A 21,942-nucleotide genomic window follows, 5' to 3' on the forward strand; every position below is an offset into this window, starting at 1 on the left:
TCCATCGCCCCCTTACCGCGTCACAAGGTGCCCGTCCTCAATACGGACGATGCGGTCGGCCATCTGGGCGATCTCCTCGTTATGGGTGATCATCACCATAGTTTGGGCAAACTTCTGTCCCGTCACCTTCATCAGGCTGAGCACATCCTGGCTGGTACGGCTATCCAGGTTGCCGGTGGGCTCGTCGGCCAGAAGAATGGCGGGCTTGGTAGCCAGGGCCCGTGCAATGGCCACGCGCTGCTGCTGTCCGCCGGAGAGCTGGTTGGGCAGGTTTGAAAGTTTCTTCTCCAAGCCCAAAGTGGCAATCACCTCCCGAACATAGGCCTCATCCACCTTGCTCCCGTCCAATTCCACCGGCAGGACAATGTTTTCCCACACACTGAGCACCGGCACCAGATTGTAGGACTGGAACACAAAGCCGATCTTCCGGCGGCGGAAAATGGTCAGGGCCTCGTCCTTCAGGGCGAAGATGTCCTTGCCGTCCACAGTGACAGTGCCCGAGGTGGGCCGGTCCAGCCCGCCCAGCATATGGAGCAGAGTGGATTTGCCGGAACCGGAGGTGCCCACAATGGCCACAAACTCTCCCTGCTCAATGCTCAGATCCACGCCGTCCAGTGCCTTCACCTGGGTGTCCCCAGAGCCGTAGTATTTTTTCAGATCACGGGTCTGTAAAATTATCATACTGTTCTCCTCCAAAGAAAAAGTCTGTACCGTCTTTTGACAATACAGACTTTAGCATAGAAATCTGTCCTGGTACTTTCAAGAATGTGACAGTTTTGAAAGAAGTCCTTTACGGGCGTGGCAGAAAAAGGGAGAACACGCTTCCCCTTCTAGGTGTACTCTCCACCTTTACATAGCCGCCCTGCTTTTCCGCGATCTGCCGGGTAAGATAGAGGCCAATGCCCACGCCCTCTGCCTGATAAGCACTGGGAGCACGGTAAAAGCGGCCAAAAATTTTGGCCTGCTCCCCCTCAGAAACACCCGGCCCGGTGTCAGTGATCCGGATGGCGGAAAACAGCTCATAGTTTTTCACCTCCACCGTCACACTCCCGCCGGCCGGCGTGTATTTGACGGCGTTGTCCAGCAGATTGCACACTGCCTCCTCCGTCCACTTGGGATCAAAGACAGCGCAGCCTGAATGCGGTCCAAGGGTCAGGGCAATGCCCTTTTCCGCCGCCTTTGGGGCATACTGGGCAGCGGCACGCTCCACCACCGGGGAAATCTCTCCAGACTGGGGGTGGAGAAGCAGAATTCCCGTCTCCAAACGGGAGGTCTTGACCAGGGCCTCGATGAGGGTCTGGAGCTTTTCCGCTTGGGCGGAGATGGCGGCGGCACATTCCCTCCCCTGGGGCGTGAGGGGCTGCTCCAAGAGCAGCTGGGCATAGAGCTGGAGATTGGCCACCGGGGTCTTGGTCTGGTGGGAGATGTCGGAAATGAGGGCGCTGATCTGGTCCTTTTGTTCCCGCACATTCCGCTCAGACAGGGCGCTGGCCGCCAGATACCGGGCCAGCCGGCTCTCCAGGGCAGAAAGACGGCTCTCGTCAAAGTCCTTTTCCGAAAAACTGCCGTTCATGGCGGAGGTGAGCATCTCGTCCAGCCGCCTCATAGTGCGGACAGTCCGCCAGCGGCCATAGGCGACCACAGCCAGGGCCAGCAGCAGGGCTACTCCCGCGATCACATATCCCGTCATGGCTTCACCGCCCAGGTGTAGCCGATGCCATACACCGTTTTCAGGTATTCCGGTTTGGAGGGGTCGGCCTCCAGCTTGCTCCGCAGCCGCTTGACTGTGACGGACAGGGCGTTTTCCTCCACAAATTCCGCACCGTCCGTCCATACCCGGTCCACCAGCGTGGCACGGGGCACCGCATGCCCCCGATTCTCCACCAATACCCGCAGCAGCTTCTGTTCTGTCTTGGACAGCTCCACTCCCCTACCATCCCGGCGAAAGTCCATCTGTTCAAAATCAAAGACAAAGGGGCCAACGGACAGGCTCTGGGAGGCCTTGGGGACACTTCGCCGGAGCTGGGCGTTCACTCTGGCCCGGAGTATCGCCAAAGAGAAGGGCTTTGTAATATAGTCATCCGCCCCAGCCTCCAGCCCCGTCACCTCGTCCAGCTCCAAATCGTTGGCGGTGAGCAGAATCACCGGAGTGGTGCCACCCTCTGAGCGCACCTGCCGCAGCAGGTCCAGGCCGCTGCCGTCGGGGAGATTGACATCCAGAATCAGCAGGTCAAAGCGCTCCTCCGCCAGTGCTTCCCGTGCCTTGGACAGGCTGGGCCAGCAAATAACGGAAGTTTCCGGCCCGGTCAGAGCCATGGCGATCCCCCGCCCCAGGGTCTCGTCGTCCTCCAAAAGAAAAATACGTTTCATGTTCGGTCCTCGTTGTTCGTTGCGTTCATTTAGCGTATGGTATCATGTGTCAACTTTTCCGGTTGTCCCAATAGAAGCGAGAAAAAGGACTTAAAATCCAGGTATAATAGCCGCTTTGCGCTATTATACCACAAGTTCCGGCTTTGGAACACGGAAATCGGTTGCCGGCCATCAGACACTATGGTATGATATGAATCACTTGCCGCGGCCAACCCAACCGGACTTTACAGAAAGAATGGAGAACAACATGAGAGAAGTAGATCCAAAAAGCACCTCCCGTGCGCTGGCTTTTGAACTTTGGATGCAGGCCCCCATGCCCATGGTCACTCTGATGAAGACCCTGGATGTGACACCGCTGGTGCGTCTGAGCCGGAAACGGGGCTATAAATTCAATATGCTCCTTTGCTGGTGTATTGGAAAGGCGGCAGCCGGGATGGAGGACTTCTACCTGCTCCCGGTGGGAAAGAAGCTCATGCAGTACGACCGCTTGGCGATCAATACCGTGGTGACCACCCTTGACGGCGGCATTGCCACCTGTGACATTCCTGTTTCCCCTGACTTGGAACCATTTAACCGGGACTACCGAAAACTCACCGGGCAGGTCCATGAGAGCGGGAAAAGCTTTGAGCTGGGGGAAGATTACATGGTCATCGGCACCTCTGCCCTGGCGGGGTATGAGATTGACGGCGCGGTGAACATCTATGCCGGGTGCTACAACAACCCCTTTCTTATCTGGGGCAAGTACCGGAAACAGTGGCTGCGCACTACCTTACCGGTATCCTTCCAGTTCCACCACACCCAGATGGACGGCATTCCGGCGGCGGAATTTTTGGAGCGGCTGCAGCGGGAAATCCGGGAAATCTAAGATTCTTTCTATGGCGCCCGGTAAGCAGGCAGACCACAACAAGCCTCTCATACTGTGTTTTTCAAAGAATCACAGTATGAGAGGCTTGTTGCTTGCTGTACGCCCTTTCCCAGCAGCCGTAGGGTGATGGACACAATCATCCCATAGATGATGGGCCAAATCAGCGCCACATCCATCCCCAAAAGAAGTAGAGAACTGATGAGAAATGCCCGGCGGAGGCAGCGGTTTTGCTCGGACGCGGGCCAGGTTTGGTTCCGTTTCTCCGTGAGAAGAATGGTACCCCAAATAACCATGAGCAGGAGGTAAAAAATTCCGTTGCTCCCATGCCACATCGAAGCATAGCAAAGCCCCAGGTACCCATGGTACACAACGAAGAACCCTGTGACACCCAAGGACAAAGCGGCGCTCAGAAAGATCTGCCCCATGTAATCCTCCCGCCAGGCCCGAAGCAGGCGTGGACCCCTGTTCCTATTTCTCATCGCTTCCATCCCTGTGGCGCACACAGGATTCGATGATGTCGGCGATCATCTCCACCTCGTCGGCACAGTCCTGCCGCAGCCACTCCTTGACGATGGCAGCGATGCCCTCGATGTAATAAGCGATGTAGTAGGGGCGGTGGGCGGCTGGAATCTCAAACCGCTCCAGGATAGGACTCAGGATATGCTGCTTCAGTTCCCGGTAGCGTGCGTGGGCGCCCATGCTGCCCGGATTCCGGAAGGCAGCCCGGTAGACCTTCCTGTTGTCCCGGATGAAACGGAGATACGGCACCAGATATTCCCTTGTCACCAGAACCAGCTCTTCCCGGTCCCGGCTGCCCAGATTGCTCACAACACTGTCCTGCCGCTGAGGAAAATAGGAGAGGAAGCGACGGTTGATCATCTCCAAGGCTTCCTCCACCAGGTCCGCAATGGTCTCATAGTGCAGGTAAAACGTGGAGCGGTTCACACCTGCCTGGCGACAGATCTCTTTTACCGTGATATACTCCAGGTCCTTCTCCTCCAGCAGGGCAATCAGCGCCTCATCCAGGCGCAGGGCGGTATTGAAGTATTTGCTCTCGGACTTGTTCATCTGCCGCCCTCCTTGTGTTACTCTGCCGATTCGCTGATCTCTCGGGCCAACTGCATGATCTCAAAGGCATACTTTTCCTTGCCGGTCCGCAGGAGCTTTTTGTAAATGGGATAGTTCAAACCCACGCCCACGATGCCCAGAATCCCCAGAAGGATCCCGGCCCCTGTCATCAGAACGCCGCCTCCGCCGATCACCTGCATGGAAAGACACATCCCAAGACCCAGGACCATGGTCATCCCAACACCGAAGGAGTAGGCGAAGATATTGGCCGGACCTTTGGCCTTGCGGTCCAGCTTCCGCAGGGCGACCACCTTGGAGGTGTCCTTGGGGGCATATTCGTTGGCAATGGCTTCTGCAAAAATTTTATCCGTGTTCATGTTACGATCTCCTCAAAGAATTGTTCAGCTTCGGCTGACAATGTGATCATAAACGATTTGAGAACGAAAGCGAACAACACGGTTTGAGATTTGTGATGAGTTCAGACATGGATCAGAAACGGTGCCGCAGTTCTCTGCGCAAATCCTCCAGATATAATTTTTGCTGCCGTTTGAGATAGCCGGGAACAAAGGGACGCATCCACCAGCGCTTGGCGCCCACAGTTTCGGTGCAATGGAGCCGTGTGCCGCCCTCCACCGTCTCAAAGATCCCTTCCCAGGAGCCGGACATGTTGCCGTTCTCCATAGTAAAGGCCCAGCGCCGGAGGGGTTCGTAGGCCGTGACGGTGAAGTTTGTGGCATAGCCACTTTTTGTGTACTCAACAAAGTGGGCCTCGTCCAGCACCTCCACCCGTTTGAGATCACTGCGCCAGGCGGTATTCATAAGGTCGGTCACGGTCTGCCACACCTGCTCCACCGGACACGGAAAGTGGACGGTCACTTTGGATACTGCCATGGTCTCACTCCTGTTCTTGCCGCTTGACGGGCTGCCGGATGACGGTTTTCAGCTTTTCCGGCATGCACCGGCGCACATCGCTCAAATAGATCTCGTGGTGGAACCGGCCCTGGCTGAAATCCAATTCATAGCCCTGCCCCCTGGCGTACTCCTCCATAGAGGTCACGGTGGCTGGTTCATTGTCGTAGGGGCCCAGGTGCATGCACTGGACACACAGGCCCTCCTCCCAGGGAAAAAACTCCACCTTGGAGAAATCCCGCTGCTTTTTCTCCGTGGCTTCCCGGACGGCCCAGTCAAAGGCTTCTGTGGTCACAAACTCCGGCAGGCGGATCAGGGAGATCCACCGGAAATCCGCCTTTCGGGAATGATTCACGCCATGGATGCCTTCTTGCCACCAAAGGCCCTCCAGAGGCGGCACCACATAGTCAAAGTAGCCCTCCAACTGGTGCTTGCCCATCTTGCTCATTTTGATCGTGAAGGCCACGGCATAGAGCAGTTCCAGGGCTTGCTTGTAAGCGCCGCTCACCTCGTTGGGATCACCTTGGCCACGCACAGCGAGGAAATTCATAGCGGGCACCGTGACGATGCCCGGCGTTCTGGGCGGCAAATAGAATTCCTTGTACTCTTTCTTGTAGTCAAAGGACATCGTCATTTCCTCCGTGTCTGTTTGGGCTTGGCCTGAAGAGCCAGACAGGTGATACGGGCAAGGGCGGTCATAGTATCCCGGTCCTCCACATCCTCCACCAGGAAGGATGCCTTGGCCCCCTCATAGGGTGGAGCCTTAGGCAGGTTTGGGAATGCTTCCTCACCTTCCGGAGTGATCTTTACAAAAAGCTGGTCGTCACAGATGACCGCAAAGAACACCTCGTCGCAGTAAAGGCCGTACTCGCCAAACATCTTCCGGCTGCGGATGGCACCCACCTCCCGGAGCTGCTCAGCCACATAGTCCACAAAGTCCTTGTGGGATGCCATACTAATCCCTCCCGTAACGATAGGCCAATGTTTCGATCAATTCCCGCAGCTGCTCCCGCAGCTCCTCCGGCTCTAGCAGCTCCGCCTTGTCCCCGAAGGTCAGTACCCAGCTGAGCACGCTGTCGGCATCTGGAAACCCTCCGGTAAAGCGGAGTTTGCCGTCTGGTTCCTCAGTGAAGCGGTCCGCGCCGTACTCCTCCACCAGCCGCCAGCGGCAGGTGGGGTCAAAGAGAACGGTGACCTGATAGTTTACCGGAAAGACCCGCTCCGGTTCCAGATCGGGCAGTGGCGCAGGCCGGGGCTCAAAAAGTTCCCCGGTAGCCAGTTCCGTCATGCGGTTTAATTTGAACAGGCGGAAAGCCTCGCGGCTCCGGCACCAGCCCCACACATACCAGGCAGACCAGTGGAACACCAGATCGCAGGGCTCCACGGTGCGCACCGACTCTCCCTTCGGGGAGAAATAGGTGAAACAGATGGTGCGGTGCTGCTCAATGGCCCCCTGTATCAGCTCAATTTTCGGCGGCAAGCTGGTCTTGTACCAGGAGGAGAGGTCAATGAGCATGTGGACGCCGCCGTGTACCAGCCCACCCGTTCCGGCAGACAGTTTCTCCATCAGCTGGGCATAGCGCCGGGTGCCACTGACACTGTCCAGGCTCCTGAGGCCAGCCAGAATGGCCTGCATCTCCGGATGGGTGAGCACTGTCCGGTCCACCCGGTAGCCTTCCATGATGGAGATGCCGCCCCCCGCTCCCTGGGCGGTGGCGATGGGGATGCCCGCCCGGCACAGGGACTCGATGTCCCGTTGGATGGTCCGGCGGGACACCTCAAACTGCTCCGCCAGCTCTGGGGCAGTGACTTTTTCCCGCTGGAGCAAGATAGACAGAATACCGATGAGCCGCTCCATCTTCATGGAAATCACCGCCTTTTCTGATTCTGTCTGCATTATAGCACAGGAACACGACAACTGTGTGTCATGTTTGTTCTGAATCGAAGTAAAAGTTCCATCATTTCATCATCAAAGCACTTGCGGAGGACTTTTGCAGGATTTTCCATAACAGCTGTCTGTGGGTGCTGGGCAGCCGGACGGGCTGCCCGGTTGAAAAAAAAGAAGTGTTCTGCTATACTAGCAATCATCTGAACTGGTAGTCTATCTATGGTGTTGGCATGCTTAGGAGGAAAATGATGAATCGGCAGGAGCGAATTTATGCATACATAAAAGAGCATGTTCGGGATTTGGTACCTCCTGGGGAATCGCCTGGGATCGACGCAGCCACCATTGCAAAGGCACTGGGCATTCAACGAAGTGATGCATCTGCAGATTTAAATAAACTGTGCCGCAGCGGAAGTCTGGAAAAAATAGGTAAAAAACCAGTGAAGTTCCTGTTACCAAGAATGGCTGAGGAGATACGGGCGCAACGCTTGAGATACCCGGTACAGGCACCTGAAATTCCGGAAAATAAGAAGCCATCTATGGTTTCCGGCACAAGGGGAAAGAAAGAGAATCCCCCAAAAGCCTTCCAATCCATTATTGGAGTGGAAGGAAGCATCAAGGCACAGATTCAACTGGCAAAGGCAGCTGTATCTTATCCTCCAAACGGGCTGCACACGTTGATTATCGGAGAGTCCGGCGTGGGCAAAAGTATGCTGGCAGAGGAAATGTGGCGTTATGCGGTAGAGACAGGCGCGTTTGGAAATTCCTCCAAGGAGCCCCCTTTTGTTTTATTCAGCTGCGCTGATTATGCAGATAACCCGCAGCTGCTGCTTTCTCAGTTATTCGGACATGCCAAGGGGTCTTTTTCTGGTGCTACGGAAAATAAACCCGGAATGGTGGAAAAGGCGGAGGGTGGCGTACTCTTTCTGGATGAGATCCATCGATTGGCCTCCACAGGACAGGAGCTATTGTTTACCCTACTGGATAAAAATAAATATCGCCGTTTGGGCGAGACTATCGAGCGGAAGAGCAATGTGATGATTATTGCCGCAACCACAGAGCGCCCCTCGGAGGTACTTCTGAATACCTTCATGCGCCGGATTCCTGTGGTAATCCAGATGCCGAATTTGGCGGAGCGACCGCCAAATGAACGGCTGGAATTGGTTCGGCACTTTTTGAAGCTAGAGGCAAATCGTCTTGGAATTCCCATCTGGCTGTCCGAAGAAGCTTTGCAGCTGCTGATTTCCTACGAATGCAAGGAAAACGTCGGAAGCTTGAAAAACGATATCAAGCTGGCATGCGCCAAGAGCTATTTGGCATATCTCAGTACTGCCCATCAGGGCGGCTCCCGTATGCTCACGATTGGAATTCATGATTTGCCGCAAAAAGCCTATTTCGCACTCCCTAACCCGGAAGTGCTATCCAAAGGACAAAAAAAGGGACTGCTGCTGAGTTTGGATGAAGCGGAGCAGGAAAGCTTTCCGCCGCGGAGCGATACCTCGACAATGGATTTATATGATTTTGTGGAGGAACGCCTGGACTGCTACAAATCTTCATCGCAATCTCAGGGAGACCTGGAAAATGCCATTAGCCTTGAATTGGAGCGGTATTACGATCAGGTAATCAGAACCGCTCCCGGTCAGGAAGGCGGGACCGAGCAAGGGGGTCCCAATATTGTGACACCGGCTATTTGGAAGGCGACTAAGCAGCTGATCGACTTTGCTTCAAGGAGTTTGAACCGAACTTATCCCCATCGCTTGGGTATTGCATTGTCTATGCATTTGCAGCAATTCATTTGGCGGCTCAAAGCGGGACAGTTGGTATATAACCCCAACCTGTCCTATATCAGAACCCAATATCCTCTGGAGATGGATGTGGTCAGAGAAATACTTCCTGAACTTTCACGGCAGTTGTCTGTGAAAATTCCAGAAGATGAGGTTGGATTTTTGGCCATGTTCTTGACCCAGCAGCAGGCTCCGGCCCGGTATAAGAGAATCGGCGTCGTGGTGGCGGCCTATGGCCGCGGAGTGGCATCCGGCATGGCGGAAGTAGCAAACCGGGTTTTTTCAACCAATCATATTCAGGCGCTTGATGTGCCGTTGGAATGGACGCCGGAATCGATTTTTGAGAATTTGTGCCAGCTGGTCCAGCGGGCTGACCAAGGGACTGGCGTTTTGGTGCTGGGGGATATTGATTCCCTCCCGTTGATGGAGCGGGATATTCAGGAAAAGACCGGGGTGCGGTGCCGCATTATTCCTGGGGCCAGCAATTCTCTGGTGCTGGAGGCTGGAAAACTGGTCCTGATCAGCGATGCAGATTTAGATGATGCCGCCAATATCGCGGCGGATAACTACAAAGACTACACAGATTTTATTTGCAGAACCATGCTGAAGTTGGACGAGGAGGTTCCAAAACAGTCGCCAGGAGAAGATTTGTGTCAAGGAGACCGGGATGTGGTGCTGACTGTGTGCCACAGTGGGATCGGTGCGGCAGCCCGTGCGCGGGAGATTTTGCTGGAGCACCTGCCCTTGACCAGAACTATGGATGTGATTCCTGTCGGTGTGATAGGGGAAGTGGCTGATGTCGCCAAACGGCTGGGCCCCCGGCTGCGTTTGATCATCGGAAGTGTGAATCCCGGAGTGGAGAATGTGCCTTTCCTCGAAATGAGCAAGGTCCTGACGAACCAGGGGCTCAGTGAAATCGATTTGACCCTGCGTGGTTGGACGAACCGACAGGTGCCGTCAGAATTGTCTGGCCGGGAGCTTACCCGGAAAGAGGTGATCGCACTGATCAACAGCCGGATTCAGACCTTTGCTCCTTCTTTAGATTCAGACCTTCTGATCACACAGTGCGGTTATATTCTAAGGAAGATCGAAAGTCGAATCTGCCAGACGGAACTGTCAGTGACAGCACTGACCAGGGTGTACCTGCACATAATTTGTATGTTTGAACGTTTGGCAACGGGAGAGGCCCTTCCCTTGTCCGAGGCAACAGAACTGGTGAAAAACAACAGAAGAGAGGATTTCAATTTGTTGTATTCCATCACAACATCAGTAGCCTACCAATTGAAGATCCGGATGTTGGAATCAGAAGTGTGCTACTTGCTGATCATCTTGCCGGAACGCGGTGAAACTGCATCTTAGCGCTGAATGGTATCAAACAATTGGATATGTGGCATTTACCGGAACATTTTTCTGTAAAAATGTTCCGGTATTTTTTTGAGTAAAGCAAAATTTGTTTATTTTAGACACTACACTACATATTTTGGCATATAAATTGCTCATAAATAACAACATCATAGCACGACAAGGAAGGCGATGATTCAGATGCTGGAATCCAGCAGAGAAAAATGTATCAAAGAGATCGATGAACGGCGGGAGAAAATTTTGTCTCTGGCCCGGTATCTTCACCAACACCCGGAACTCTCAATGGAGGAATACCTTGCCGCCTCAAAGGTCCGTGAGATGTTAAAAGCAGAAGGCTTTGAGGTGTGGAATGAAATAGAGGGGATCCCCACCGCAGTTGTGGCCTGCAAAAAAAATGGAAATGGTCCAAGGATCGGCCTGGTGGCTGAATATGATGCGCTGCCAAACATCGGTCATGCCTGCGGTCATAACCTGATCGCCGCCATGGGTGTAGGCGCGGCAATGGGTCTGGCCCCCTTCCTGGAGCAGTATCCAGGCGAGGTGTGGCTGATTGGTGCGCCCGCGGAAGAAACAGCCCAGGGCAAAGGTATTTTGTTGGAGAAGGGCGTATTTGACCACGTAGATCTCGCCATGATGATCCACCCCGGCAATGTAACAGTACCCGCGCCCACAACCTTGGCCTCCACCAGTCTGCAGTTTGATTTTTGGGGAAAAAGCAGCCATGCAGCCTCCGCGCCTGAAATGGGAATCAATGCGCTGGATGCAGTCATCCAGCTGTTCAACAGTGTTAATGCACTGCGGCAGCAGACACGGGAGGACGCACGGATCCATGGCATCATTCCGGATGGAGGAGATGCCGCCAACATGATACCAGATCATGCCAGCGCCGCCTTGATCATCCGTGCCAATAAAACAGACTACTGCCATGAATTGGCGGAAAAAGTCAAGAACTGTGCCAGGGGCGCTGCTCTTGCAACCGGGACGGAATTGAAGATTTCTCACTTCGAAGGGAACTGCGACAGTCTGGAAAGTAATGAAAAACTGGTGGAGCTGTTCCGGAGAGAGATAGCTTATCTCAATATCCCCGAATATACAGAGGATACTTCCAGTGCTTCCACCGATATGGGAACGGTCAGCAGTGTAATTCCCGCACTCCACCCCCTGCTGCGAGTCAACAAAAAGCCTGGTTCTGTCACCCACCATTCGCCGGCCTATACCGAGCTGACAGGTTCCGAAGAGGTGGAGGATGCTACAATCAATGGAGCAAAGATCATGGCTTTAATCGGGGTGGAAATTTTGGAGACTCCATCCATGTTGGACGAAATCAAGGCCGCGAGGCGTATTTGCGGGTAAATGTTTTACTACACTACACAAGTTGGCACGCTTATTGCTTATGTATAAATTGTCGTTGTCTTTTAAAAAAATATTGTCGAGAACATCCAAAACAAGAACATCGAGGTGAGAAAAATAGATGTCAGCGAAGGAAAGAAAAATCATCCTGATGACCCACGGCAGAGTGGGGGAACATATGATCGAAGGCCTGAAAATGATCGTCGGTATCACCGACGAAGTGTATGCAGTTCCTCTGCTTCCCGGAATGACCGTTGAGGAGTTTATGGACCAGGTATCCAGTCTGTTGGAGGGGCAGGAGGATCCCTCCCTCCTGTTGGTAGATATGTTCGGCGGCACACCTTCCAATTGCGCTGGCGCCTTGTCCAGCAAGTACCCGGTCGAGGTGATTTCTGGCGTCAACATCCCTATGTTGATCGAGGCGGTCCAGATCAGAGGCATGTATTCCGGCGAGGAATTGAGACAGCACTTGGTCGAGGCTGGTGTGACCGGTATCAATGATCTGAGCAAGATCATGTCGGAGCGGCAGTAATCTCCCCAAATGCAAAAATCAAAACATAAAATGCAAAGTGGCCAAGGCCACAGTTTAGGAGGTTTTTATGATGAAGGGTAAGGCAGCAGTTATGACTGGTGTTCGTCAGATGGAAGTCATGGAATTCGACGTTCCCAGTCCCGGCCCCAACGAAGTGCTGGTTAAAATCCAGAACTGCAACATTTGCACCACTGACTGGCAGACCTGGACCGGCGCCCGAAAGCGCGAGTTTCCCTGGGCTCCCGGACACGAGGAGTCCGGCATCATCGCTGAGCTGGGCCCCGGCGTGACGGAGTTTGAGGTTGGCGACCACGTAGCTCTTGCCTATGCCGGCTGCGGCTACTGCGAGCAGTGCAAGGTCGGCAACACCAAGAGCTGTGTGAACACCGTGGACTTGGTTCGCGACAACGTTCCCGGCAACTTTGCCATGTGCCAGTACTTTCTGGCCACTGTGCGCCGCACGTTTAAAATCGACCCCAACCTGCCCTTTGAACAGGCTTGCTATCTGGAGCCTCTGGCAACCTCCATCCACGGCGTGCGCAAGCTGAGCGTGAAGCCCGGCGAGAGCCTCGTTGTGATCGGTGCCGGAAACCTGGGCCTGGTGAACGCTCAGGTGGCCCGTGCATTTGGCTGTAAGGTGATGGTCAGCGAGGTCAACGAGCAACGCTGTGAGATCGCTCGCAGCTTGGGCTTTGAAGTGATGAACCCAACCAAGGAGGATATTAAGGCCCGCACCAACCAGTTCACCCGCGGCCGCGGCGTTGATAACGTCATCATTGCAGTCGGCAACACGCCCGCCACTGCGCAGGCCATGGAGCTGGTTCGCCGCGACGGCCGCGTGCTGTTCTTCGCTTCCGGCCATCCCTCTCCTGACCTGAATCTCAACGTGAATGACATCCACTATGGCGGCTATGAGCTGATTGGTACTGGTGGTGCTAACCTGGTAGACTTTGAGCTGTCGGCCCGTTTCTTGTCTGACGGCGTGGTAAAGGTAGAAAAACTGGTTTCTCACTGTGTGCCGCTGGACGAAGCGCAGCGTGCCTTTGAGTTGGCTGCAACTCCCGGCAACTACCGGGTGTCCCTGGTCATGTGGCCGTAAGCTCGAGTCTGATTGCACAGCATAGGAGGTAAAACTATATGGCAACTTTGAGTTTGGTTCGAATTGACCACAGATTGATTCACGGCCAAGTTATGACTATGTGGAGCAAGGAGTATGTGGTCGATCACATTATGTGTGTTGACGATCCTCTGTCCAAAGATGATTTTATGAAGCAGATTTACGTGATGGCTGTTCCCAGCAACATCAAGGTCAAGATGCTCTCTTTGGCAGAGGCTGCTAAAAGCTGGCAGGAAAACCAGTTCGGCGAGGGCCACTACCTGGTCCTGTTCCGGGATCCCAACACTGCTCTTGAAGCATGGAAGGCCGGCTTCCACTTTGAGAAATTACAAGTTGGCAATGTGCCCGCCGATTCCAATTCTGAGATGGTGCATAAGAGCAGCCGTCTGAGCAAAAGTCATCTGCCCCCGCTGATCGAGTTGTCCGAGTTGGGTGTGGATGTCTACATTCAGCCCCTTCCGGCTGAAAGCCCTACGAAGCTGAAGGACGTTATCAAATGATTTTCTGTGTATGAATGGACCGCAGGGCGGACGGGCCTTATAAAAATCTGCCCAAATAATTATTAAGGGGGAGATATTGTGACTTTCTTGCAAGCATTGTTGATTGGCCTACTCTACTGGTATTGTAGAAGCTGCATTGGCTACTCCTTCTGTATCCGACTTAACAGCTGTCCCATGATTCTGGCGCTGCCCATCGGTATCATTATGGGCAACATACCTCAGGCTATGATTATCGGCACCTTCCTTCAGGTCGTCTACCTGGGCATCCAGGGCGGCTTCGGCGGCGTACTGGTGGTAGACAAATCTCTGGCTACTTGTATCGCTGTTCCCATCGCTCTGGCTGCTGGCCTGTCTTCCGAAATGGCCGTCACTGTGGCGTTCCCCTTCGGTATGCTGGGCACTTTGATCATCAATACTTTTAAGATGTTCACCACTGCTTTGACCCATAAGGCTGACACCTATGCCGAGCAAGGCAACGCCCGCATGATCCGTGTTTTGGCCTTTGGTGCTCCTCTGCTCTACCTGCCCCTGAGCATTATCCCTGTTACTGTGATCAACTTCTTCGGTCCTGACATGGTAACTGCTATTCTGGAAAATATGCCCTTGTTTATCACCAATGGTCTGACTGCAGTCGGTAAGGTGCTGCCCGCTCTGGGCTTTGCCATGGTCATGCGTCAGATTGGCCGCCGCGAGCTGCTGCCTTTCTTCTTCCTGGGCTTCTTCCTGATGCAGTACGCTCACCTGACCACTATCGGTGCTGCTATCTTTGGTCTGATCATTGCTGTTGTGTTTATCCAGCTTTCGGGAGGTGCTAAGAATGGAACAGAATCTGCAAACTAAGACAACGGAAGAAGTGAGCAACACTTCTAAACTGACCAAACGTGACATTTTCCGCTCCTGGTTGTCCTGGTGGCTGTTCGCAGCTGCCTCCACCTCAATGGAACGTCTTCAGGCCTTGTCCTGCTGCGCTGCCATGAGTAATGTCCTTGAGAAGCTGTACACCACTAAAGAAGAGCTGAGCGCAGCGCTGAAGCGTCATCTGGTATTTTTCAACACCCAGGCCATCTGGGGCTCCATCATCCACGGTACTGTGATTGCCATGGAGGAGCAGCGGGCTTGCGGCGCTGACATCCCCGACGAAATGATCACCGGTCTTAAGACCGGCCTGATGGGTCCCATGGCCGGCATCGGTGACACCATCGACTGGTGTACTCTGGACCCCATCCTGTTGGTTCTGTTTATCCCTCTGGCCGAAACGGGAAACTGGCTGGGTGCTGTCCTCCCCCTGTTCCTGTTCACCATCCCCACTGTTTTGAACAGCTACTATCTGTGGCATCTGGGCTACCGTGTAGGCCGTAACTCCATCGCTTCTCTGCTGGGCAGCGGCAAAGTCAAGCAGCTGATTTCTGGCGCTTCCGTGCTGGGCTTATTCATGATGGGTGCCATTTCCGGCAGCTACGTAGAGATCACCACGCCCCTGGTCATTACCACCAGCACTCAGACCTTTGCCGTTCAGGAATTGATCTTTGACGGCCTGTTCCCCGGCTTCCTTTCTCTGCTGGCTATCCTGGGTGTATACTTCTACCTGCAGAAGGCCGGCCCCAAGTACACCCGCGCAATGCTCGGTTTGGTCGTGATTGGCATGGTTTTGGGCGGCTTCGGGATCCTGTAAATTTCTTTCCTTCTTTTCTCTTTGATATAGCGGGGCTTTCTATTTAAAGCCCCGCTATGTCAACCTCATTTCACGCTAAATGTTCGTTAAATTTGTTTTGGCTTTGTAATTTTAGGAGGATCATAGATATGCTTATCAGTATGGCTACCATCCTGCAGGATGCAAAAAAAAATGGTTACGGCGTAGCCGCTCCTAACGTATTTGACGGGGAAAGTGTTCGCGCCTGCTTTGAAGCTGCCAAAGAGATGCACGCCCCGATGATTATCGATGCCGGCGGTGTAGACCTTGAGTACATTGGTGATGTCGTTCGTTTCTATTGCAAGCGCTATCCAGAAGTGCCCGTCGCCCTGAACCTGGATCACGGTGACGACCTGAAGCAGGTCGTTGAGGCAATTCGCGCCGGATTCAGCTCGGTTATGATTGACGCCTCCACCTCTCCCTTTGAGGAGAATGTGGCAATTACTGCGGAGGTCGTCAAGGTTGCCCACTCTGTGGGCGTTTCCGTGGAAGCCGAGCTAGGCCATGTGGGTCTGGGCAACAACTATGCCAAGGACGGCGTGAGTCATCTGACTCTGCCTGAAGAGGCTGTCGATTTTGTAAAGCAAACGGGCGTTGATTGCTTGGCTGTTGCCATCGGCACTGCGCATGGTCCCTACAGCGGCGTGCCCAAGTTGGACATCGAGCGTCTGGATGCCATCCGTGAGGCTGTTTCTGTGCCTCTGGTGCTTCATGGCGGTTCCTCGACCGGTGAGGAAAAACTGCTAAATGCCATTCACCATGGTATTTCCAAGGTCAACCTGGGTACTGACTTAGCAATTGCCGGTACCAATGCGGTACGCAAGCTGCTCAAGCGTGATGGTGTCCGTCTGGGCGCAGTGGCGCGGTTCGGTATCGAGGGCTATAAGGCTGAGCTGATGCGTTACCTGGATCTGTTTGGGGAGAAGGACCGCTGGTAATTTCAGTAACACAATAACTTCATGAAGCGGAACGGAGGAAGCATGACATGACTGAACTGAATGTTGTGGTAAAGGACAAGTTGGGTATCCATGCCCGTCCGGCAGCAGTCATTGCAAAAACGGCCTCTACCTTCAAGAGTAAGATCACTCTGGAACTGAACGGTAAGACGGCTTTGGCCAACAGTATTCTGCAGATTATGTTCTTGGCCGCAAAGAGAGATGACAGTGTACGGATTTGCACGGAAGGAGAAGATGAAGCCGAAGCTGCCAAGGCGATCGAAGAAATCATTAGCTCCGAAATGCCGGCGTAATAGAGCTTGAACATGGTTGAACAGCTTCGTCATATCAGTTCCCAGTAGAATAGAGGTGTCTATTATGCCCAAAGGAATTGCGGTGTCACCAGGAATCGTCATTGGAACGGTCTACTTATTTGAACAAACGGCCATTCATCTTCAACTGGAACCGATTTCCGATGAAGAGGTTGCAGAACAGCTAGAGCGTGTAAAGGATGCCATAGCGAAATCAAAAGTGCAGCTGCTTGCATTGCAGCAGCAAATTGAGCAAAACCTTGGACTGGAGAAAGCCGGGATCATGGACGCGCATTTGATGATTTTGGAAGATGTGGCGTTTATCAGTGAAGTCGAAAACATGATCTGTACCGAAAAGGTGAAGGCAGAGTGGGCAGTTTCCCAGGTCGGTCAGATGCTCCAGGCCGCTTTTGATCACGTTGATGACGAGTATATGCGGGAAAGAGCGGCTGATGTACGGGATGTTACAGAAAGGATCGTTAAAAATGTTCTGAATATTCCGATTCGGACACTTTCCAATATTGGTCGGCCGGTTGTTGTGGTTACACACGATTTGACCCCCACCGATACCGCGCAGCTTGACCGTGATCATGTGCTGGCTTTGGTCACTGACATGGGGGGCAGAACCTCACACACTGCTATTATGGCACGCTCTTTGGAGCTGCCCGCCGTTGTTGGACTAAGAGATTTTTCCGGCCAGGTGTCTGACGGTGATACGATTATTGTAGATGGCTGCAAGGGTGAAGTGATTCTAAATCCGGATCAACTGCTGATTGAACAGTATGAGGCTGCCCGTCAGGAGTATAAAAACTACCGCGAGCAGATACACGCTTTGAAAGATCTTCCCGCGGAAACAAAAGATCAGGCACGCAAGGTTGAGTTGTTTGCAAATATTGGTACGCCGGCCGACGTAGAAGCAGCGCTGGCAAACGGTGCCGAGGGAGTGGGCTTGTTCAGGAGTGAATTCCTTTACATGAACCGGGATACCATGCCGACAGAGGAAGAACAGTTCAAAGCTTATAAAGCTGCGGTGGAGGATATGTTTCCCCGTCCGGTCACCATCCGTACACTGGATATTGGTGGTGATAAAAACCTGCCTTACCTAAAAATGGTTCCGGAAGAAAATCCATTTCTGGGCTGCAGAGCAATCCGGCTGTGCCTCGAGCGGCCCGAGTTGTTCAAAACGCAGCTTCGAGCAATTTTGCGTGCCAGTCACTACGGCAAGATCCGTATTATGTATCCCATGATTTCCAATGTAAGAGAGATTCAGCAGGCCAATGCTGTTTTGAGCCAGGCTAAGGATGAGTTGCGGGCGGAGAACGTTCCGTTTCATGAGCATATCGAGGTTGGAATCATGGTTGAAATTCCAGCAGCTGCTGTAGCTGCGGATCTGCTGATTAAGTATGTGGACTTTTTCAGCATTGGAACCAATGATTTGATCCAGTATACCGTAGCTGTAGACCGTATGAATGAGAGAATCTCCTATTTGTATGAACCGCTTCAGCCGGCTGTACTTCGCCTGATTAAGCATGTGATTGACGCATCCCATGCTGCAGGAAAGTGGACCGGGATGTGCGGTGAAATGGCAGGCGATGCCGGAGCAGCAGCCGTTTTGCTGGGATTGGGGCTGGATGAATTCTCAATGAGCGCTTCTTCCATTTGCCAGGTCAAGGATGTAATACGTTCTTTGAGTCTTCCGCAGGCGGAAAAGCTGGCGTCAGATGTGCTTATGCTGGACACACCTGAGGAAATTCGGGAGCGGATTCGCCGCGGCTGAGGAATCGATATGTTCTTAGTTCGGAACTAAAATGCAACTGCCCCGGAAAGGTGTTTAAACAGCCGCCCTCGGCGTTGATGAAACGGCAAATGACCGCGTCCCGTGTCATTGCCGTGCAACATCCTTCGTTTTCTTTGCAGAGCAACCGTTATCATTGATCATGGGATTACTTTGCATTTCTATAAATTGAAATTTCGGCAATCGAAACAGGATCGCTTTTTCCATTTCTTTTCGATGCAATCACCAATAAGCAGGGCATTCAGGGCACCTTGGAGGCAATACACCCAAAATTTGGAGGAGGAAGTTCTAACATGGATTACACCTATCTTGGCCGAAGTGGTTTGAAAGTCAGCCGTCTGTGCTTGGGGACTATGAACTTTGGTCCTAGAACAGAAGAGAAAGATGCCTTCCGAATTCTCGACATGGCATTGGATGCCGGCATCAACTATGTTGATACCGCCAACATCTACGGAACTCTGCATGGTTCCCACGAAAATAATCACACCGGCTGGACCGAGGAAATTTTGGGGCGTTGGTTTGCGCAGGGCGGGCAGCGCAGGGAGCGTGTGATTTTGGCCACCAAGGTCTACTGCAACATGAAGGATCCTTGCGAAGGTCCCAACGGCGACGGCAACTCCGCGTACAAGATTCGGCGGCACATCGAGGGCTCTTTGAAGCGCCTTCAGATAGATCACATCGACATCTATCAGATGCACCACATTGAGCGCCATGCTCCTTGGGAGGAAATTTGGGCCGCCTTTGAGCGCCTGACCTATCAGGGCAAAATTACTTATACCGGCTCCTGCAACTTTGCCGCCCGCCATCTGGTAGCTGCTCAGTATGAGGCCCAGAAGAGACATTTCCTGGGTCTGGTCAGTGAACAAGACAAATATAATCTTGTTAACCGTCTGCCCGAGCTGGAAGTCCTTCCTGCAGCAAAGGATTTGGGAATCGCTTTTCTGCCCTGGAGCCCCTTACATGGCGGATATCTCAGCGGCACCATGCTGAAAAATCAAGCCAACAGCCGCGGCGCTGATGAGTTTGCGGCCGGCCTGACCGAATTTCAGAAGAAGCAGTTAGCTGATTACAGCAAGCTTTGCGCCGACCTGGGTGAAACGGAAGCCGACGTGGCCTTGGCTTGGCTTCTCTGCAATCCATATGTAACCGCTCCGATCATCGGCCCCAGAACCACCAAGCAGTTTGAATCCGCACTTCATGCTGCCGAAATCAAGCTACCCGATGACGTACTAGTGGAACTGGATCGGATTTTCCCTGGCCCTGGTGGTCAGGCTCCCGAAGCTTACGCATGGTAAGCTGTCCAATATGTTGCCGGCACGCGATTGACGCGTGCCGGCTTTTTTCTAAGTTTACCCGTTCACATATTTCTCGCAGAACCGCATGAGCATCACCGCCGCCTGGGCGCGGGTGGCCTGGCCCTGGGGGGTGAGGGTGGAAGCGTTGCCGGTGAGAATCCCGCTCCCCACAGCCCACTGCATGGCGGGGATAGCATACTCGCTCAGGTCCGCCACATCCGTGTAGGACAAAATATTGGTGTTCTCACCTACGCTTACATCATAGCCCTGCTCCTGGGCAAAGCGATACAGCATCGCGGCAAACTGCTCCCGTGTGATGGGGTCGTCAGTGCCGAAGGTACCGTTGCCGTAGCCGCCCACAATACCCTCGCTGGTAGCCCAGCGGACAGCCTCGGAATACCACTGGTCCTGGGGCACATCGGAGAAGTTCATAGCGTAGTTGACCACGGGGCTGCCCGCCATGCGCCAGAGGATGGCGGCGATCATGGAGCGGCTGGTGGTCGCGTCGGGACGGAACGCGGTGGCACTGGTGCCAGCCATCAGGCCGTGTTCATAGACATAGCGCACCGCCTCGGCATACCAGGCATTATCAGCCACATCCGTAAAGGGCAAAGGCTCCGGCCCTACAACAACCGCTCGGAAAGAAACTTCAATCTCCACCTGTCTGTCTGGCATTTTAAAGCTGTACTCGCCACTGCCCTCATATTTCAGATCAAGCTCCCGGCCCCGGCTGTCGGTGACGGCGAGGGAGGCCAGCTCGTAACCCTCATCGGGGGTAACGGTGAAACGGAAGGTCTCGTCCTCCTCCGCATAGGACTTCTTCACCGTGACCGTGCCGCCGGTCACCTTGCCGGGCAGGGAAACGGAATAGCTGGGGTCGCTGTTGTCCTCAGGGGACACATAGGGCTCCGTTACCGTCAGAGTGAAGGAAGCCGTGACCGGAGCTGTCAGGTTCTCGCTCGTCACCTAGACCGTTACCGGGTAGGTCCCCACCGCCAGACCGACGTGGGGGGGCAGGAGGAAGGTGGTGCTTGTCCCTGCCGCCAGAGATGGTACGGATAAAGTGTCAAGGGTAAAGGCGTTTGCGCCGCTCCCGGTCAGGGCGGCAGCGAGGTTTGTCAGCTCTACCATGTCAGTGTTAGTAAGGGTGACCGTGATGGCCGAGGGGGTGTCCCCCACCGTCATGGTGAGGGAACTGGGGGAACATGCTATGGCTGCGGTTCCGGGGATTGCTTGGATCTTGCCGGTGTAGTCGCTCCAGCCGCTGGCAGCCTGGTACGCCTCCACGCTTCCCAGCGGCACCAGGATCGTGAGCTTTGGTAGGTTAAAAGACGGGTAGGTGCCGTCCTGTTCTCGAACGAAGAACTTCAGCGCATAGCGTCCCAGAGTGGGCGGAGTCTTCGACAGCAGACTCATGGAGGTGAGCTCCTTGCAATTCTGAAAGGCGCATTCCCCAATGGAGGTCACGCTCTCTGGCAGGGCGATGGAGGTGAGGGCATTGCAGTGGGAAAAGGCGTATCCCCCAATGGAGGTCAGATTTGTGCAGCGGGACAGGTCCACAGAGGTGAGGGACGCGCATCCGGAAAAGGCGTATTCCCCGATGAAGGTCACGCCCTCGGGCAGGGTGATGGAGGTAAGGGACTCGCATCTGTAAAAGGCAGAGTCCCCAATGGAGGTGATGGTATATTGGTGTGTGCCGTCGGTGCCTGTGATGGTGCCGGACAGGTCCAGGGTGCTGCCGTTGAACATTGGGCCTGAGGAGTTGCTGCCATTCTTCCCAATGGTCAGTTCGGTGCCGCTGCTGCCACCGGCGGTCACATTGTACAGGGTGACGGTGTTATCGCCGCTGGTCAGCGTCTGTGCCTCTGGATCATAGGTCCAGTCTGGTCCAGCTCCCGCAGCTCCCGCCGTGGCGGGCAGCAGGGTGAAGCACAGGGCCAAAACGCACAGCAGACTTAAAAATCGTGTTCGCATGTTATATCCTCCTTCTTTCGGGTACGGCCATCTGCTTTATTCTTATGTATTACTTTACCACAAAAAATCTGCCCCCGCCATTCTCCCTTTTGGCCCCTGAAATGGCTCATTTTTACGAACAGGTGTGGCCCTAAAACGGTCTATCTGGCAAAAAAATAGGCGGGATATACCAACTCTGTGGCATATCCCACCGTTTTTTG

The 21,942-nt window shown here is 53.9% G+C and carries 24 protein-coding genes; 12 read left to right on the forward strand and 12 right to left on the reverse strand.

All coding sequences use genetic code 11. The annotated features are described in order from the left end of the window. Positions 1–12: 12 nt before the first annotated feature. The 3 genes from ACTQ3R_RS04640 to ACTQ3R_RS04650 all read right to left on the reverse strand — a co-directional run bounded on the left by ACTQ3R_RS04640 (position 13) and on the right by ACTQ3R_RS04650 (position 2,370). Entirely contained in the window at positions 13–681 is a 669-nt protein-coding gene (locus ACTQ3R_RS04640; RefSeq protein WP_441778174.1) for an ABC transporter ATP-binding protein, read from the reverse strand. Positions 682–790: 109 nt separating this feature from the next. Continuing rightward, a complete protein-coding gene (locus tag ACTQ3R_RS04645; RefSeq protein ID WP_441778175.1) occupies positions 791–1,690 on the reverse strand; it encodes a sensor histidine kinase in 900 nt (299 codons plus the stop codon). Further along, positions 1,687–2,370, reverse strand: a complete 684-nt coding sequence (locus ACTQ3R_RS04650; RefSeq protein WP_441778176.1) for a response regulator transcription factor — start codon at positions 2,368–2,370, stop codon at positions 1,687–1,689. The genes ACTQ3R_RS04645 and ACTQ3R_RS04650 overlap by 4 nt, the downstream gene beginning before the upstream one ends. Positions 2,371–2,617: 247 nt before the next feature. Here ACTQ3R_RS04650 and ACTQ3R_RS04655 point away from each other — a divergent pair, with 247 nt between their 5' ends. Next, complete coding sequence (locus tag ACTQ3R_RS04655; protein ID WP_441778177.1) at positions 2,618–3,235, forward strand: CatA-like O-acetyltransferase, family 2; 618 nt, start codon at positions 2,618–2,620, stop codon at positions 3,233–3,235. A 47-nt stretch (positions 3,236–3,282) separates the two neighbouring features. Here the strand turns inward: ACTQ3R_RS04655 and ACTQ3R_RS04660 are convergent, their stop codons facing one another. The 7 genes from ACTQ3R_RS04660 to ACTQ3R_RS04690 form a co-directional block, all read right to left on the reverse strand. Beyond that, on the reverse strand, positions 3,283–3,660 hold the full coding sequence (locus tag ACTQ3R_RS04660; RefSeq protein WP_441778178.1) for a hypothetical protein: 378 nt from the start codon (positions 3,658–3,660) through the stop codon (positions 3,283–3,285). Positions 3,661–3,703: 43 nt separating this feature from the next. Further along, positions 3,704–4,303 carry a TetR/AcrR family transcriptional regulator gene (locus tag ACTQ3R_RS04665; RefSeq protein ID WP_441778179.1) on the reverse strand — a complete coding sequence of 200 codons (600 nt, stop codon included), beginning with the start codon at positions 4,301–4,303 and terminating at the stop codon, positions 3,704–3,706. Between the two features lie 17 nt (positions 4,304–4,320). After that, positions 4,321–4,680, reverse strand: coding sequence for a dihydropteridine reductase (locus ACTQ3R_RS04670; protein ID WP_441778180.1), 360 nt, complete (start codon positions 4,678–4,680; stop codon positions 4,321–4,323). Between the two features lie 112 nt (positions 4,681–4,792). Further along, a complete protein-coding gene (locus tag ACTQ3R_RS04675; RefSeq protein ID WP_441778181.1) occupies positions 4,793–5,194 on the reverse strand; it encodes an SRPBCC family protein in 402 nt (133 codons plus the stop codon). Positions 5,195–5,198: 4 nt separating this feature from the next. Beyond that, positions 5,199–5,840, reverse strand: coding sequence for a GyrI-like domain-containing protein (locus tag ACTQ3R_RS04680; RefSeq protein ID WP_441778182.1), 642 nt, complete (start codon positions 5,838–5,840; stop codon positions 5,199–5,201). A 2-nt stretch (positions 5,841–5,842) separates the two neighbouring features. Next, positions 5,843–6,166 carry a TfoX/Sxy family protein gene (locus ACTQ3R_RS04685; RefSeq protein ID WP_441778183.1) on the reverse strand — a complete coding sequence of 108 codons (324 nt, stop codon included), beginning with the start codon at positions 6,164–6,166 and terminating at the stop codon, positions 5,843–5,845. Between the two features lies 1 nt (position 6,167). Then, on the reverse strand, positions 6,168–7,076 hold the full coding sequence (locus ACTQ3R_RS04690) for a helix-turn-helix transcriptional regulator (protein WP_441778184.1): 909 nt from the start codon (positions 7,074–7,076) through the stop codon (positions 6,168–6,170). A 272-nt stretch (positions 7,077–7,348) separates the two neighbouring features. Between ACTQ3R_RS04690 and ACTQ3R_RS04695 the strand changes: the two genes are divergently transcribed. The 11 genes from ACTQ3R_RS04695 (at position 7,349) to ACTQ3R_RS04745 (ending at position 19,768) form a co-directional block, all read left to right on the forward strand. Next, complete coding sequence (locus ACTQ3R_RS04695) at positions 7,349–10,240, forward strand: sigma 54-interacting transcriptional regulator (RefSeq protein ID WP_441778185.1); 2,892 nt, start codon at positions 7,349–7,351, stop codon at positions 10,238–10,240. 174 nt (positions 10,241–10,414) lie between these two features. After that, positions 10,415–11,596 (forward strand): M20 family metallopeptidase, encoded by a 1,182-nt coding sequence (locus ACTQ3R_RS04700; RefSeq protein WP_441778186.1) that lies wholly within the window; start codon positions 10,415–10,417, stop codon positions 11,594–11,596. 118 nt (positions 11,597–11,714) lie between these two features. Then, positions 11,715–12,125 carry a PTS sugar transporter subunit IIA gene (locus ACTQ3R_RS04705; RefSeq protein WP_441778187.1) on the forward strand — a complete coding sequence of 137 codons (411 nt, stop codon included), beginning with the start codon at positions 11,715–11,717 and terminating at the stop codon, positions 12,123–12,125. 67 nt (positions 12,126–12,192) lie between these two features. Then, positions 12,193–13,224 (forward strand): zinc-dependent alcohol dehydrogenase, encoded by a 1,032-nt coding sequence (locus ACTQ3R_RS04710; protein ID WP_441778188.1) that lies wholly within the window; start codon positions 12,193–12,195, stop codon positions 13,222–13,224. A 38-nt stretch (positions 13,225–13,262) separates the two neighbouring features. Then, the gene (locus ACTQ3R_RS04715) at positions 13,263–13,742 is read left to right on the forward strand and encodes a PTS system mannose/fructose/N-acetylgalactosamine-transporter subunit IIB (protein WP_441778189.1); all 480 of its coding nucleotides are present in this window, start codon (positions 13,263–13,265) and stop codon (positions 13,740–13,742) included. Positions 13,743–13,820: 78 nt separating this feature from the next. Next, complete coding sequence (locus ACTQ3R_RS04720; protein WP_441778190.1) at positions 13,821–14,582, forward strand: PTS mannose/fructose/sorbose/N-acetylgalactosamine transporter subunit IIC; 762 nt, start codon at positions 13,821–13,823, stop codon at positions 14,580–14,582. Beyond that, positions 14,560–15,414: a PTS system mannose/fructose/sorbose family transporter subunit IID gene (locus ACTQ3R_RS04725; RefSeq protein ID WP_441778191.1), complete on the forward strand. Its 855-nt coding sequence runs from the start codon at positions 14,560–14,562 to the stop codon at positions 15,412–15,414. The genes ACTQ3R_RS04720 and ACTQ3R_RS04725 overlap by 23 nt, the downstream gene beginning before the upstream one ends. Before the next feature lie 128 nt (positions 15,415–15,542). Then, complete coding sequence (locus tag ACTQ3R_RS04730) at positions 15,543–16,370, forward strand: class II fructose-bisphosphate aldolase (protein WP_441778192.1); 828 nt, start codon at positions 15,543–15,545, stop codon at positions 16,368–16,370. Between the two features lie 47 nt (positions 16,371–16,417). Next, on the forward strand, positions 16,418–16,681 hold the full coding sequence (locus ACTQ3R_RS04735; RefSeq protein WP_441778193.1) for an HPr family phosphocarrier protein: 264 nt from the start codon (positions 16,418–16,420) through the stop codon (positions 16,679–16,681). Positions 16,682–16,745: 64 nt separating this feature from the next. Next, a complete protein-coding gene (gene ptsP / locus ACTQ3R_RS04740; RefSeq protein WP_441778194.1) occupies positions 16,746–18,455 on the forward strand; it encodes a phosphoenolpyruvate--protein phosphotransferase in 1,710 nt (569 codons plus the stop codon). A gap of 311 nt (positions 18,456–18,766) precedes the next feature. Continuing rightward, positions 18,767–19,768: an aldo/keto reductase gene (locus tag ACTQ3R_RS04745; protein ID WP_441778195.1), complete on the forward strand. Its 1,002-nt coding sequence runs from the start codon at positions 18,767–18,769 to the stop codon at positions 19,766–19,768. Between the two features lie 54 nt (positions 19,769–19,822). Here ACTQ3R_RS04745 and ACTQ3R_RS04750 read toward each other — a convergent pair whose 3' ends face one another. Both ACTQ3R_RS04750 and ACTQ3R_RS04755 read right to left on the reverse strand, forming a co-directional pair. Further along, complete coding sequence (locus ACTQ3R_RS04750; protein WP_441778196.1) at positions 19,823–20,734, reverse strand: S-layer homology domain-containing protein; 912 nt, start codon at positions 20,732–20,734, stop codon at positions 19,823–19,825. Further along, positions 20,735–21,742 carry a leucine-rich repeat protein gene (locus ACTQ3R_RS04755; RefSeq protein ID WP_441778197.1) on the reverse strand — a complete coding sequence of 336 codons (1,008 nt, stop codon included), beginning with the start codon at positions 21,740–21,742 and terminating at the stop codon, positions 20,735–20,737. Positions 21,743–21,942: the final 200 nt, after the last annotated feature.

The sequence above is a fragment of the Lawsonibacter sp. LCP25S3_E2 genome, from assembly GCF_052117285.1.
In the GTDB taxonomy this organism is placed as follows: Bacteria; Bacillota; Clostridia; order Oscillospirales; family Oscillospiraceae; genus Lawsonibacter.